This is a genomic window from Methanosarcina sp. Kolksee, assembly GCF_000969945.1.
GTDB lineage: Archaea > Halobacteriota > Methanosarcinia > Methanosarcinales > Methanosarcinaceae > Methanosarcina > Methanosarcina vacuolata.
In genome coordinates, this window is the sequence record NZ_CP009524.1 from 3,003,882 (window position 1) to 3,018,097 (window position 14,216).

Annotated in this window: 10 protein-coding genes and 1 pseudogene; 7 read left to right on the plus strand and 4 right to left on the minus strand. The window is 41.8% G+C overall.

Annotated features, from left to right (window positions below; genetic code table 11):
- Window positions 1-458 precede the first annotated feature (458 nt).
- Window positions 459-1,019 carry a hypothetical protein gene (locus MSKOL_RS12425; protein ID WP_231592222.1) on the minus strand — a complete coding sequence of 187 codons (561 nt, stop codon included), beginning with the start codon at window positions 1,017-1,019 and terminating at the stop codon, window positions 459-461.
- A gap of 279 nt (window positions 1,020-1,298) precedes the next feature.
- Here MSKOL_RS12425 and MSKOL_RS12430 point away from each other — a divergent pair, with 279 nt between their 5' ends.
- The 7 genes from MSKOL_RS12430 to MSKOL_RS12460 all read left to right on the plus strand — a co-directional run bounded on the left by MSKOL_RS12430 (window position 1,299) and on the right by MSKOL_RS12460 (window position 10,356).
- Window positions 1,299-1,778, plus strand: coding sequence for a hypothetical protein (locus tag MSKOL_RS12430; RefSeq protein ID WP_048121355.1), 480 nt, complete (start codon window positions 1,299-1,301; stop codon window positions 1,776-1,778).
- Window positions 1,779-2,696: 918 nt separating this feature from the next.
- Window positions 2,697-3,563: an ABC transporter ATP-binding protein gene (locus MSKOL_RS12435; protein WP_048158348.1), complete on the plus strand. Its 867-nt coding sequence runs from the start codon at window positions 2,697-2,699 to the stop codon at window positions 3,561-3,563.
- 11 nt (window positions 3,564-3,574) lie between these two features.
- Window positions 3,575-5,851: a M1 family aminopeptidase gene (locus MSKOL_RS12440; RefSeq protein ID WP_156151078.1), complete on the plus strand. Its 2,277-nt coding sequence runs from the start codon at window positions 3,575-3,577 to the stop codon at window positions 5,849-5,851.
- Window positions 5,852-6,164: 313 nt separating this feature from the next.
- Entirely contained in the window at window positions 6,165-6,677 is a 513-nt protein-coding gene (locus tag MSKOL_RS12445) for a hypothetical protein (protein ID WP_052725462.1), read from the plus strand.
- A gap of 255 nt (window positions 6,678-6,932) precedes the next feature.
- On the plus strand, window positions 6,933-7,130 hold the full coding sequence (locus MSKOL_RS21115) for a hypothetical protein (protein ID WP_231592223.1): 198 nt from the start codon (window positions 6,933-6,935) through the stop codon (window positions 7,128-7,130).
- Between the two features lie 127 nt (window positions 7,131-7,257).
- Window positions 7,258-8,661: an MATE family efflux transporter gene (locus tag MSKOL_RS12455; protein WP_048156679.1), complete on the plus strand. Its 1,404-nt coding sequence runs from the start codon at window positions 7,258-7,260 to the stop codon at window positions 8,659-8,661.
- 435 nt (window positions 8,662-9,096) lie between these two features.
- The gene (locus tag MSKOL_RS12460) at window positions 9,097-10,356 is read left to right on the plus strand and encodes a PEGA domain-containing protein (RefSeq protein ID WP_048156691.1); all 1,260 of its coding nucleotides are present in this window, start codon (window positions 9,097-9,099) and stop codon (window positions 10,354-10,356) included.
- 406 nt (window positions 10,357-10,762) lie between these two features.
- On the opposite strand, the pseudogene MSKOL_RS21120 reads toward MSKOL_RS12460, so the two are convergent.
- From MSKOL_RS21120 to MSKOL_RS12470, 3 genes and pseudogenes are all read right to left on the minus strand, one after another.
- Window positions 10,763-10,915: pseudogene (locus tag MSKOL_RS21120) on the minus strand (IS630 family transposase); the annotation flags it as partial.
- Window positions 10,916-11,529: 614 nt separating this feature from the next.
- Window positions 11,530-12,846: a tRNA pseudouridine(13) synthase TruD gene (gene truD, locus MSKOL_RS12465; protein WP_048121359.1), complete on the minus strand. Its 1,317-nt coding sequence runs from the start codon at window positions 12,844-12,846 to the stop codon at window positions 11,530-11,532.
- Between the two features lie 38 nt (window positions 12,847-12,884).
- Window positions 12,885-14,129, minus strand: a complete 1,245-nt coding sequence (locus MSKOL_RS12470) for a transglutaminase family protein (RefSeq protein ID WP_048156694.1) — start codon at window positions 14,127-14,129, stop codon at window positions 12,885-12,887.
- Window positions 14,130-14,216: the final 87 nt, after the last annotated feature.

Sequence of the window (14,216 nt, forward strand, 5' to 3'; positions counted from 1 at the left end):
TAGGATCTTACCTGAAGGAGAAATGAAGAAATGATAAACAACACTGATGTATCGAAATACGGAAATGATGACAGAAAATTGTCAGATTTGAAAGATAAAACCCGGTAGAAAATAATCCTTTAATGCATTAGCCTTTTCCTTATTTTTCATTTCAGCAACCTAGTAAGCCTGTTTACAGGCTGGATAGAAAATCCTTCGGTGAGATTTGTTGTTCGGGAGATCTTCCTTAGATTGCCCCTTACTTTTGTCTTCTTCTGGCTGTTTGCACATTATGTTATCGAGAGGCCTTTATCCTTCTTTTTGATCAGAAAAACTATAAACGAGATCTGAAATGGATTGGAGTCGGGTTCGTTTTGCCTTTATCTGTGATCTTAATTTATAAAACATAAGGCAGAAAACCCCTGAGTCTTTAGCTCAGGGGATGAATGCCATTAACTTTAACCCTGATTCCTGATGCATCAGTTCGCGTTACTTGTGTCATTCTTTATTGATTCATTTCCCTCACTCTTTGTTGATTCGTTTCCTTCACTCTTTGTTGATTCGTTTCCTTCACTCTTTGTTGATTCGTTTCCTTCACTCTTTGTTGATTCGTTTCCTTCACTCTTTGGTTCCAGGACATTACCAAAATTATTTGTTGCTTGTTCCGATAGATTCTGTCTCACGAGATAATCTTCGATCTCCAGTCTTTTCATTTCTGCAGGATAGTTTTCAGGAAGGTGTTCCAGATCCTCAAGACTTTCAATCCGGACGGGCTCAAGTTTCTGGTCTTCTTCGAGCATTTTCCTTACCGTCTCGTTCTGTTCGGCAAGGGCGCGAATTTCATCGTTGCTGAGCCGGTTTAATTCGTCACCTTCTTCGAACCAGGGGTCGCCTTCATTAAACCAGGGCGCACCTGCGTTTTCTTCCCCTTCCTCTTCCCCTTCCCCTTGATCTGCAACTTTTTGTATGCCATCAGCAGGCGCAAAGAAGGCAACAGTCAGCAATAGCGCTATAACCAGCGCAGCCATTCCTGATTTCACGTTTCAAATCACCTTCCCTGCTCTGTCATTTATTTCTCTGTTTTCTTTTTTCCTTTGCATACTTTATCCCGACTCCATACTTTTTAAATATTAAATCTATTTGTCTTTTTTTCCTCACCTTATCAAACTAAAAGAAAAAAATTAAATTTTATATCATGATATTTTATATTAGTTTCATATTAGTTTTTTCACAGAAAAGTTATATGATTTAATATTTATTTCTTATTTTGTAAAATCGTCGATTTCCTGTATTCTACACTGGTCTGTGGAGAAGCTTTTATGAAGAAAACATGGACAGCAATAATCGTATTTTTCGTATGTGTTCTTGGAATTCTCGGTACATTTTACGAAAGCCAGCTCAAGGCAGCCGCTGATGTGGTCCTTTTTGGCCATGTGAGTTATACGGATGAGGAACTGCAGGAGTTGTATGAAAAATATGATATTACGGAAAATGACCTCAAATTTGCCAGAGGAGAACTTCCGAATTATCTGGACGGCACGGTTTTTCAAAGTAACTCAAGAGTCATTGTCAGCGAGACAGGAGAGCCACCGGAGAGCTCGAAAGAAGGTGTGGATTATGACGTTGTAATGAGCGAGCAGGAAATGTTAGCAATAATAGAGGAAGCCAGAGTGGCTTATATTGAAAAATATGGAGTAGATCCCTCAAATCCCAAAATTGACGAGGTCGACGGCTATCTTATCCCGGTACAGGAGGCAAAAAAACTCGCGTTTCTTAGCATGGTAAGAGAAAGAGAGTGAACTACTCGTTAAATCTAAAGATTTAACGGGCTTCCTAATTCATAGATGACCATCGACATTTCCAAAGGCTTTAATTCCGGCTGAAATAGCTCTCGATTTCACATATCACTGCCTTGGGGATACTTTTAAAGAAGAATTAACCACGGCTGAGTCTGAAGGACTGGTTTACGTCTTAACATTTTCCCTTAATTCGTCAGCGATATAGAAAGTGCAGAACTTATAGTGTCGGTTAAAAGTGTTGTTCCGGAATTAATTTTAGGAAATAATTTATTTTAGTGGTCCCTACGCTGGCATTTGGGAGTCATGGAGGGCCCAATACCCTATATTCTGCCCAATAATTTCCTCTACAGCAGACTGGTTTTCATATTTATGGGCGTCGTTATGTTTGCATTTGCCTGTAGAAGGTCTAAAACCTGAGTTTCGTCGTCTGTTCCTGCAGGACCTGTCCTGGAATGCAGAAGTGAATCTTATAACTATATTTTATGAATTTTATGAATTTTATAATTATATTTTATAGTTGGTGGAAAATTTTTAATATTACTTAACCCAACAATACACCCATTTTTTTATTTATGGAGAGCAAAAATGGAAAGTTCCAGGCTTCTTGAAAAAATGGACCATTATTATCAAAAAAATTTAAAATAATGTAAATTCTATCTATTATTGTTTTTTTTGATTTTTGTCGACGCAGGAGGGAACTCAGTGCTTTTTAAAAACATAAGACTGTTTATCCTAATTCAATTGTTTGTCTGTCCCAGTATTATGATATAATTGTGTTTTTGTGATGAGTATGAGTTGAGAAAGATATCTCTAGATTAGATTTCTTCAAGGGAATTACCAGAATAAATGCAAATTATATGGATGTCTGGAAACCGGAACGTTTCGATTTATTTAATTTGGAGAGTAGGTGAAAAAATAATGGAAATTGAAATTAAAAACCTGTCAAAAGCATACGGATCGGAAAAATACGTGCTTTCAGGAATCAATCTTGAGTTTCGGCCTCCATCCATTGTTGGGCTAATAGGACCAAACGGGGCAGGGAAGACTACTTTTATGAAAATCCTTGTCCGTCAGATCCTTGCATCGACAGGGTCAATAAAAATTGACGGGACAGACATCAGCAAAAGCGAGAACTACCTTAAGAACCGTCTTGGGTACCTTCCCCAGGAATTTGGCCTTTATGAAGAACTGACCGTATATCAGTTCCTGGATTATATGGCGCTTTTAAAAGGCCTGAGTTCTGAAAAAAACGAGCGGATTGAAAGTTGCATCGAAAAAACCGGGCTTTCCGAAAAACAAAATGCCAGAATAAAGACTCTCTCAGGAGGGCAGAAGCAGAGGGTTGGAATTGCACAGGCGCTTTTGAACGATCCCGAACTTCTTATCGTTGACGAGCCTACTGTTGGGCTTGACCCGGCTGAAAGGGTAAGGTTCCGAAACCTTCTGGCCGAAAATGCGAACCACAGGCTTGTGCTCCTCTCAACTCATATTATTGAAGATGTTGAATCGATTTGCAACCGGCTGATTGTCCTGAACAGGGGTGAAATCCTCTTTGACGGGAACCCTGTAGAACTGATTAGAAAGGCTGCGGGACATGTAGGTGTGCTCGACTCTGACTGTGAAGCTGGCCATGATATTGAAAAGGACTGCATAGTGACTTCAAGGCTTATTACAGAAACCGGGGCCCAGTACAGAATTGTAGGAGATAAGCTTCCTTCAGGCATAAAGCCCGTAACCCCTTCGCTTGAAGATGCTTATATGTATTTGATTACACAGGGCGGATGAGAGTGCATAAAATGGCAAGTCGAATTCTTTTTTTGTCAGGTTTCTCCTTTCTTTTCAATGAAATCAGGCTGATTTCCAGATCAAAGCTGTCACTGATGTCCGTATTCCTGACCGTCCTGGCTACAGTACTGGGGCTGAAAGCTATCGATTATACGAATGAGCGTAGCCTGGTGGGACTCGTAAAAACCTCTTTTACCGTAGCTCTCGGGCCTGCACAATACGCAGCAATAGCCGGTTCCCTCCTCTTTGCAGTTCTGACGCTTATGCTGCTCAGCAAAGACCACCGACATAACAGCACGAGCCTTTTGAATACATCCTGTAATTATTCACAGTTGCTGGTGTTCCGTACGGCAGCAATCCTTTCCATCGGGATTTTTACAGTAATGCTTGGGGGAATTGCCTTATATGCAGTCCAGGCATTTGTCCTGAAAATTCCCTTTGATCCTGTAGTTTCTCTGTCCGGTCTGCTGGTAATTACGCTTGCAGGAATCTTTTTTACAGTCCTGATCTGCAGTGGACTTTACCTGATTACGGAAAACCTGGATATCTCTTTTCTTGCATACTGTATTCTTTTTTTCATGAGTATAGGTAGCTCAAATTACCTGTTAAAATGGGTTCAGACTTCGGCGGTGATGTATTCTGACTTCGGAGGAATCCTCCCGGTTTTTAAGTTTGTTCTCTACAACCGTCTCCTCTGGACTTTTGTTTCCACCGGGATTTTTACTGTCGGGCTGCTGTGCAGAAGACAATATGAATCAAATTTTAGCTCGTCTTTGAAGCTTAATGCAAAGCAGTTCTGGATTCCTGTTATGGTCCTGCTGCTTCTGGGCGCTTCTCTTTTTGTCTATATCACTGAACCGTATATTAACCGAAATGACAGCGTATTCGAAACCGAACTGAAGGCAAATGAAAATGTGAAACTAACTCATGTTTCCTCGAATGTTCAGTTTTTTCCTGTAAACCAGAGCCTTTCGGCCAGGGCGCTCTATGAATTTGAAAAAGAATCGGGTACTGAATACATTGATTTTATCACAAATCCAGGGCTTCATATAAAGAAACTTACTGTGAATGGAGTTGAGGCTCCCAATTCCTTAAAGAGTATAAAAGGAACGGACAGGATACGTTTGGAAGTCCCTGCCGAATCAAGGAACGTTACCATAGATATTAGCTACGGAGGCAAACTCAAATCTCCTTCTTCAATCGGCTTTCCCGGTTATATCTCAGAGGAAAGCATATACCTGCTGGAAAACTCACACTGGATTTTCGAGCCCCTGACCGGTTCAAAAGAGATGATAAAAATCGAGGGTTCTGTCACGGCTCCGAAGAACCTGGTAATGGTCGTTCCCGGGGAATTAACAGGAGTTCTGGAAGAGCACGGCCGAAAAACCTGGGAATACAGTGCTCTTTCCAATGATTTTTCACCCGGAGTCTTTGCAGGGAACTACGAAGTAAAAAAGATGCTGGCTGGCAGTACTGAGGTCGAGTTCTATTATAGTCCAAAACACAGGGCGTATATAGAAGCCCTTGGGATTGAAAATTATTTAATAAATATTGTTTCCTATTATGAAAAAAACATAGGCGTCTATCCGCATGAGGAATACCCTTTAAAAATAGTAGAAAGTTCTATCTACAAGACCGGCGGGCATTCCACCCTAAATATCGTAACGGTTTCAGAATATGTGTTTAACAGAGAACTGGACAGAGAAATTGGAGGAGATTCAGATAACTTTTCCCCTGATCTCACATCTCTTAAAGATATCACCTTTGTTGGGGATATGGACCTGTTAGCCCATGAAATCGCTCATCAGTGGTGGGGAACAGGAGTTTTGGTGGAGGAAAATCCCCCCTGGTCTTCGGAAGGGCTTGCAGATTACCTGGCCTACAAATACGTAACAGAAGAGTTTGGTTCCTATTCATCGGCATATATCCCTGCAATATGGAAAGGCGGGGTAGATTCCATGGAAAACAGTTATTACTATGCGAATCCGAAAATGCTGGAAAACCTGCCTGAGAAACAGAGACAAAAGTATGAAATGGAAACTCGAAAAACAGAACTTTATTCCCAGATGCCTATGCTCCTGCTGAGAGCCGAAGAGCTGCTTGGGGAAGAGTCATTTTTTGCAAAGTTATCGGATATTTATATGGAGTACAGGTTTAAATCTCTCTCTTATGAGGAATTCCTATCTTCAATAGGTCTGAGTGAAGCCGATCTTGATGAGGACCCGGTAAAGGGAAAAGAAACAGGGGCGGAAGGGACAGAAGAAGGGGAGGCGGTTTTCGATGAATAAGCCCGCAACAAATAATTTCCCTAACAATAATTTCCCTAACAATAATTTTCCTAACAATAATTTCCCTAACAATAATTTCCCTAACAATAATTTTCCTAACCTGTTGAGAGTCTTGAAATATGAAGTTTTGAGGCTGGCATATAATAAAAAATATTTTTACATGGTCCTCATCGAGTCGCTGTTTGCCTGTTACATCCTGACGAATTTTGTATCCGGGGGAACAGACGGTACGGCTCCTTTCTCAAAATGAACGTATTCGGAATTTCTGTCCCTTATAGGGCCATTTTTATCAGTCATCCTTGTTCTTCTCTGCATGTCCGTCTTTTCGGAAAAGGAAGTTGCGGTCCGAAATATCATATTTTCTACCCCGCTTTCCGAACCAGAATATTATCTGCTAAAAACCTCGGCAATCGCGGCTGTTTTCGTACTTGCTGCTTCTTTGCCGATTTTATTGAGCTTTGCGTATTATGCCCATTATTTTAATTTCTACGCTTATGATGAGTTCACGCTCCCCTTACTGTTATTTCTGCTGCCTTCCCAGATCTTTGTACTGGGGCTTGCCCTGGCAGTAGGGAGAGTCCATTCCAGACTGCTTTACCCTCTTTTGCCTCTTGTGCTGTTTCTGGGATTTTTTAATCCGAGGCTCCCTGCATGGTTTGATCTTTTTGGGAATAATTTCCTTTCGTGGCCCCTACGCTGGTATTTGGGAGTCATGGAGGGCCCAATACCCTATATTCTGCCCAATGATTTCCTCTACAGCAGACTGGTTTTCATATTTATGGGCGTCGTTATGTTTGCATTTACCTGTAGAAAGTCTAAAACCTGAGTTTCGTCGTCTGTTCCTGCAGGACCTGTCCTGGAATGCAGAAGTGAATTTTATAACTATATTTTATGAATTTTATAATTATAATTTATAGTTGGTAGAAAATTTTTAATATAACTTATCCCAACAATACACCCCTTTTTTATTTATGGGGAGCAAAAGTGGAAAGTTCCAGGCTTCTTGAAAAAATGGACCATTATTATCAAAAAAATTTAAAATAATGTAAATTCTTAGAGGAATACAGAGATATTACCTGCAATGTCTTCCTCTATCTCAGGAAACTTAATTCCCTGGGCAATCCCACGATCTCGAACTGGCAAAGACCATGGAGGTCAGCAAACCCTCTGCCAGCAACATGGTTTCTATAATGGCGGAAAAGGTCTGCTGAAAACAAAGGCTTCCACGAAAGATGGAAGGATCTGCCTGGTTGAACTTGCCGATAAAGGAAAAAGGTAGTTGAGAGCAAATACTGGGCCGATATGAGGTCCTATGAAAAGACCCGGGAAATTCTGTATGAAGAAGAACTTGAGGTTATGGAGAAACTCTTTGAGAATATAGCTACCGGGCTTGATGAGGTAAAAGTATGACAGATGAACGGGAAATGAGGTCTGCAAGTATCGGAAAGCTTTTCCTGAAATTCGTTCTCCCGGCAACTATCGGGTTGATCGTTGCTGGAATCCAGGGAGTGATTGACGGTTTCTTTGTCGGGAATGCTGTGGGCAGCCAGGGGCTTGCGGCGATAACTCTTGCATTTCCCGCACTTCTAGCCATCGTTGCTGTAGGGCACATGATCGGAATCGGGACTTCAAGCCTTGTGGCCCTGGCCCTTGGCAGAGCTAACCGACAGGAAGCCCTCAAGCTCGTACATAATGCTTTTCCCCTGCTCCTGCTTGCAGGAATAGGTCTTACCTCCATAGGGCTTGCCCTCTCGGGTTCTTATCTTCGCCTCCTGGGAGCTTCTGGCCCGGTCTTTGACATGGCAAATAGTTACATTAGAGTCTTATTTTCAGGTTCTGTACTCCTGATTCTGGCCATTGCTCTCGATCCTCTTGTAAGAAATGATGGAAAACCAAGACTTGCTATGACATGCGTGGTTGCGAGTGTTCTCGTAAACATGGTTCTTGACTACGTATTTGTCATGCGAATGGGAATGGGGGTTGCTGGGGCTGCCATAGCCACGGTTATTGCTTTCTCTTTTTCCGGAATTCTGCTGGCTCTGTATTTTTTTAGCGGATGGGCCGGGCTGAGGCTAAAACCCAGTTCCCTCTCTCTGGACTCGAGAATTATTCTGAAAATTATGAAAACAGGTCTTCCTTCCTTTGCAATGCAGTTTTCAACTTTCATCCTGCTCTTTGCGAACGAGTACATGCTGCTCAGTTACGGCTCGGAACTTGCAGTTTCAGGCTATGGAATTATAGGTTACGTCTTTTCGATTTTCTCCCTTATCTTTGAAGGGATAGCAGTCGGGACCCAGCCGATAATCGGTTTTAATTACGGGGCCCGTTGTTATTCCCGGGTTGCAGGGACCTTGAAGATAGCTGTTATCTCCTGCTTCGTGACAGGGTTGATTGGTTTCATGCTTCTCTCTATGTATCCGGAACAGTTCATCCTTATTTTCAACCACGACAGCCCCGAACTCCTGAAAATTAGCCTTAACGGTATGGGGATTTTCGTGTTTGCTCTCCTTACCCATGGGACGGTTATGCTGGGTTCCGTATATTTCCAGTCGATAAACAAAATCAGATACGCTCTTTTCATCCAGCTAGGAACAGTTTTTCTCTTCCTCCTTCCTCTGCTCTGGATTTTACCTTCTTTACTTGACCTTAACGGGGTCTGGCTCGCAACCCCGGCTGCGGAATTTCTGATGTTCCTGGTCGTTCTGGGTTTGCTCTGGAAAGAGTTCGGTTTTCTCAAAAATGGAATAGCTGTAGGTGAGGAAGGACACTTCCCTGCTTCTGATATTGTATTAACTTCCAATGAGGATTAAACGGAGATTCATGTCTCCTGAAAACATTACCGTTGAGCTTCCTGCATATGAAACTCATGAATTCAGATATCAAGGGGACAAAAAAACTAAACCGTCCTTTTAACAGTGGATAAATGAATAAGTATATAGGCTGAGGAGATCGGCTCCGCACAGGCTTGAGAGGAGCAGGGTGAAACAGTAAAACCTACCCCGATGATTGCAGATCAAAACTAATGTATCGATCCTAATTAACTCCCCTTTTTTCAGAAGTTTATACTGAGAGAGCTATTTCAAATTATAAAATATTTTAATTTTTATAAATGTAAGAGTTAAAAGAAAAAATTTATGTATGGCATCTGAGACTTGATTAACTTAGTAAATTCTCTAATTATAATTCAGAGATCTAAAGTAGTGAATAAAATAAAGAAGAAGTTTTGAATTGTAGGAGCCAAGAATATGAATAATTCAAAGTTGAAACGTAATAAACACATACTTGAGATTATTATTTTAATTATCACTTCAGGGTTTTCGATTTACAGTGCTCTACAGGACCATCCAATAGATGATGAAACAGGCTCCATTTCAGTTATTTCTTCCCCCATTGGTGCTGATATTTTTCTAGATGATACGTACGAAGGTGAAACACCAAAAATTTTAGAAGATGTTAAGCAAGGTTCTCATACAGTTACCCTAACACTTGCAGAACATGAAGATTGGTCTAAGGATATAAGTGTTGATGCTGATAAAACTATTTCAGTATCACCTACTTTAACACCTTCACCAGAACCATCACCAGAACCATCACCAGAACCATCACCAGAACCATCACCAGAACCATCACCAGAACCATCATCTTCAACAGGCTCCATTTCAGTTACTTCTTCCCCCACTGGTGCTGATATTTTTCTGGATGACACTTACGAAGGTGAAACACCAAAGATTTTGGATGATGTTAAGCAAGGTTCTCATATAGTTACCCTAACACTTGCAGAATATGAAGATTGGTCTAAGGATATAAGTGTTGAAGCTGATAAAACTGTTTCACTATCACCTACTTTAACGCCAATACCACCTTCAACAGGCTTCATTTCAGTTACTTCTTCCCCCACTGGTGCTGATATTTTTCTGGATGACACTTACGAAGGTGAAACACCAAAGATCTTGGAAGATGTTAAGCAAGGTTCTCATACAGTTACCCTAAAACTTGCAAAATATGAAAATTGGTCTAAGGATATAAGTGTTGAAGCTGATAAAACTGTTTCAGTATCACATACTTTAATACCAACAGAGTCATTAAAAGATACATCAGACGTATCAACGGACAAGTCAACAGGCACATCAGCGAATTCTGCCTTTATCTCAGATTCGGAGAACGTAAAAACCCCTACTTCAGTCGATATTTCACCATATTTGGATTGGAGTTTCACTACATCTGAATATGGTCCATTAAATAATGTTCCTGAAGGATCTAGCTACGTTACCGTAACTATACACATAAAAAATGATGGAGAAATACCAATAAGTACTGATCGATCTTGCTGGAAATTCATATCTAATGGGTTTTCTTATTCCTATGACACATCTACAGTTTTCAATCTTCCGAGTCAAGATGAAGTTAATCCAGGAGAAAGCTTAACTTTTACCATAAAATATGTTGTTGAAGGCGAACCAACGACTGCTTCTCTATCGTATATCAATCCGTATACTGACGTTTGATAAGATTGAAGAAATTAGAAGATTAAGGAAAACATAAGAGCTCTGGGGTTTAACTCCATCTCCTCTTCAAATATCAAGCTTTCTTAGAAAAATACTATGTTCTATAGTTCAACAACCCTACACTTCTTCAAATAACGAAGTTTCACCTTACCTCAATGTTTTGCTGCCTCACGCATACGCTGACATCACCTCCAGCGACTAAGATCAAAATAAGAACACCCATAACTTATGGCATCACAATCTGTTTTATCCCGTGACTGAGACTTGGATTAAGAATTAGGCTTCTAGACAACGTCTTTGCTTTCCCGCCCTTTCATCATTACTTCAAAGCTCTTGAGTTATTGCCTTGATTTTAGGTGCGTGGACAGCATCTTTGTCGATAATCTCAGGCTCTGGGCTCGGTTTACGCTCTTGAATAAGAGATGCTAAAGTTCTCTTTAACAAACTGAAGTGCGTCTTTTGTTTGCCAACCACAGGAATAGCCATCATCTGTTGGTATTGGTTTAGAGAATGCTGTTCTTAAATCAGAAACTTGTTCTGCTGTCAAATAAGACTTAAGACTTCATCGGTCATCGGTTAAAGAATTTTCTTGCCTGAAAGATATCGATTTTGCATTAGAATCCGGCCTTAAATTTTGGCCTGTTTACATGAAATCGATATTTTGTTTCCCTTCAAAAGTCATAAAAATATTTGATAAATGTTGTGGAAACGGAGACAATATATCATGATTCCTCACTTATCCGGATACAGAAATCTCAAACCCTGAGAATTACATTGTGGCGATAATTAGTAATTTCGGTTAGCAAAAAAATATTATAGTCAATTTCATAGTGATGAAGAACCTGAATTCATTTACGACTTCATTGAGAAAGCTCAAAGGAAGAAAAAGAATGGTCTCTGTTAAAAGCTGGGTTCTTTAACGGTTCACCTGAGAAGTTGGAAGAGTGTTTTACTGAATATAAAAAACACCTTCAGGATTGGGGTTCTTCTTTACATTGATTCATATAGTGTGCATAAATGAGAAAAATCTCAATTGCGTTGAGCATTGAGGACATAGGTTTTGGGAAACTGACGACTGCTCGAATTAGAAAAAGTAGAAAGCTGCCTTTAGCAGCTCGTTTTTCCTGCGACTTGATTTTTCTGCAATCCGGCTTTTTTGAGTTTCCAGCTTTCTCAGCTCATTTGCAACGGATCTACCTTCATGTACTCCCGCAGCACGGTTGTTGCGTAACTTCCCTTTGGCAGCATGAACTCAAGCACAGCTTTTGACTTTCCCGGGTTCAGTTCGTCTTCAGCAACCTCAAACTTCGGCTCAACCTGAAGGAGGATTTCCCGCCTTGTGCCTTTCGAGCTCATCTCAGGAACTTTTTCTATATTGAAACCTTGCAGAGGGACTTTGAGTTCATCGAGAACTGCCTGTTCGATCTCTCCCGGAATGCCTGACGCAAATTCCGTACTGTAACCCGGGAGGGGAGCGGTTACGAAGGCCCGGTTTCTCTTAATCAGGCGGTTCATGGCATTTACAGTTTCTGCGGTGGCTTTTTCGGTTTTTGAAGAATCCGGCAGGCCATGTTCATTCTTGAAACAGACAATATCGCCTTCTACAGCCTCATTTAAGGGAAGGCCTTTTTCGACCCTCCTGCACAGGACTGTGTTATATATGTAGGACTGGTAGCCGTGTACAAACATCCTGTAGAGGTTTTTCGGGAGAACAAGAAAAGCTCCTGCAAAATCATCCGGGTTTGCGATCAGATGGTTCATCATTGCTCTTTCATGCCCAAGGTGGAGATGATAGATTTTCAAGCCTTCTTTGAAATCGAGAGTATCTTTAACAAACTGGCGGGCTTTCCGTGTATCTTCCGGCTCATCAGGGAAGGGTTCGACAATATAGAGCAGGGCAGCTTTTTCAAAGTCTCCTTCAACAATGGCTTTTCCTACCAGATGCGTGACAGGACGTACCGAGCCGAAGCGCTGGATCCCGAAGAAGTTTGGAACGCCGCTCTGAGCCAGGATCTCTTTTGTGGTATTTTCGAGCAGTTTGTGTGTCTCCTCACTCGAATGGTTTATATTCCGGATAGTAATTCTGAAATTGTTTCCCCACAGGTCTCCGAGTTCAACGGATTTACGGGAACGACCAAGGACTTTCAGCTCTACGTCCTTTAAGTGGATCTTCTCAATTTCCTGGGCGTCAATATCAAAAATGCTGATTTTCTGAGTTGTAAGTGCACGTTTGTCCTTTGTGCCTGCAACGCTGATTCGCTTCTGGCTTACCTGGAGGATTTTTGCGAGAGTCCGGGTCAGGTGATGTGTGTCCCAATCGCGCTTTACTAGCTCAAGAATCAGGTATTTTCCTTCCTGTCCTTCCTCCCGGTTCGTAATTTCTCTGACAATAAAATCCTCCACTTCCTGCCGAAGCTGCCCTCCGAGGCCGTCAGTATCCGTGGAGTAAAGATTTATTCCGATCTGTTTTTCAATTTCCGGCACTTGCATGGATTAAAAACACTCCTCTATTACGTGCTTTGTGAAAATTATAAAGACCACCTGGGGTTGATATCAATAGCTTTTACTTCATTCGTATCTAAAAAGGTCCAGCTTCTATATGTTTCGTTTCCTTCAGCAGTTTTAACTTTCGCAGGGGCCGTTTTTCCGGGAAGCCCTCCTGCGTAAAGGCTTGAGGTCGGGTCGAGCATCAACCAGGAACCGTATTCGTCGGTCAGGTAATTTACATCAACGTTTCCGTAATAGGCCCTTACGCCTCTGACTGCAGCATCTGTCGCAGCGGTCCCATTGCCTATATATACTGCTGCAAAGGCATGAGTATTGGTCAGGTAGACCCGGGTTGTGCCTCCTACAGCCTCGAGCATGGATGAAAGGAGAATTGCCTGATCTTCACAATCCCCGGCTCCTATTCTCAGGGTAACGTTGGCTGGCTCCCAGATGTCATTACCTCTTGGGTCACTTACGTATTCGACCTTCTCTTTTACCATGTCAAAGAGGGCACAGACCTGATAGATATTATATGCTCCCGGATATGTGCGAGCCACCAGGACTGCCTTTTCCCTTATATCAGGTTCAGCTGGCTCCACAAGCTGGTTTATGGTCTCAAAGTAAGGCGAAGGATTGTCTCGGTATACTGGATTTGCTTTTTCTGGCATTGGCTTCAGGTTTACAGTAAAGTTTTTCAGAGAATAAAATCCGTAGTCGTGCCATTTTCCTTCCGAGGTCGAGGCAAGCAGCCAGAGGACAATACTGAAATTTGCTTTTTTTTCTTCAGGGATATGAATCGGGATTACTCCGATATACTGCTCCTCACCGGGATTGACCAAAACCCCGCAGTCCTCAGAATAAATCCGACTTTCAGAGGCATTAACCGAAACCCCGTACCTGTCTATAAAAATTGGGTTTCGACCTTCGTTTTTGAGATTGATTCTAACATAGCCCTTTCCCCCCTGGTAAAAATCTGAAGTCTGGTAGTTGCTGTTCAGGGAGAATCCAGGCTGCAACGGAGTTCTCAGGATGGGAGTGAGTTTATTTTCCCTGGGGGAGTATGTGAGTGTTGCCGGGAAAGTAAATAAAGCCGGTTGAGGTGTAAAAACACTCTCCTGGCTTTCGGAGTCCAGTCCTGAGGAGATATAACCTATTATTTCTTCTCTGAAATTCTCAATCGAATCCGAAGACAGCACTCCGGTGAGTGCGGCGAGTACGAGGCATACGCATAAAATAGCAATTATTGAGGCTACATCTCTTCCTCTTGAAGCCTTTGAATTCCTCATGGTTTCCTCCTGAATTGAACGCAGGCGGAACCTTTTTCCTCACCAGATGATCTATTGCATCGATAGCCCAGGCGCGGTTTCATTTTA

Coding starts and splice junctions, on each gene's coding strand:
- MSKOL_RS12460 (WP_048156691.1), top strand. CDS start 9,097: ATGAATAATTCAAAGTTGAAACGTAATAAACACATACTTGAGATTATT.
- MSKOL_RS21115 (WP_231592223.1), top strand. CDS start 6,933: ATGTCTTCCTCTATCTCAGGAAACTTAATTCCCTGGGCAATCCCACGA.
- MSKOL_RS12430 (WP_048121355.1), top strand. CDS start 1,299: ATGAAGAAAACATGGACAGCAATAATCGTATTTTTCGTATGTGTTCTT.
- MSKOL_RS12445 (WP_052725462.1), top strand. CDS start 6,165: ATGTCCGTCTTTTCGGAAAAGGAAGTTGCGGTCCGAAATATCATATTT.
- truD (WP_048121359.1), bottom strand. CDS start 12,846: ATGCAAGTGCCGGAAATTGAAAAACAGATCGGAATAAATCTTTACTCC.
- MSKOL_RS12470 (WP_048156694.1), bottom strand. CDS start 14,129: ATGAGGAATTCAAAGGCTTCAAGAGGAAGAGATGTAGCCTCAATAATT.
- MSKOL_RS12440 (WP_156151078.1), top strand. CDS start 3,575: ATGGCAAGTCGAATTCTTTTTTTGTCAGGTTTCTCCTTTCTTTTCAAT.
- MSKOL_RS12455 (WP_048156679.1), top strand. CDS start 7,258: ATGACAGATGAACGGGAAATGAGGTCTGCAAGTATCGGAAAGCTTTTC.
- MSKOL_RS12435 (WP_048158348.1), top strand. CDS start 2,697: ATGGAAATTGAAATTAAAAACCTGTCAAAAGCATACGGATCGGAAAAA.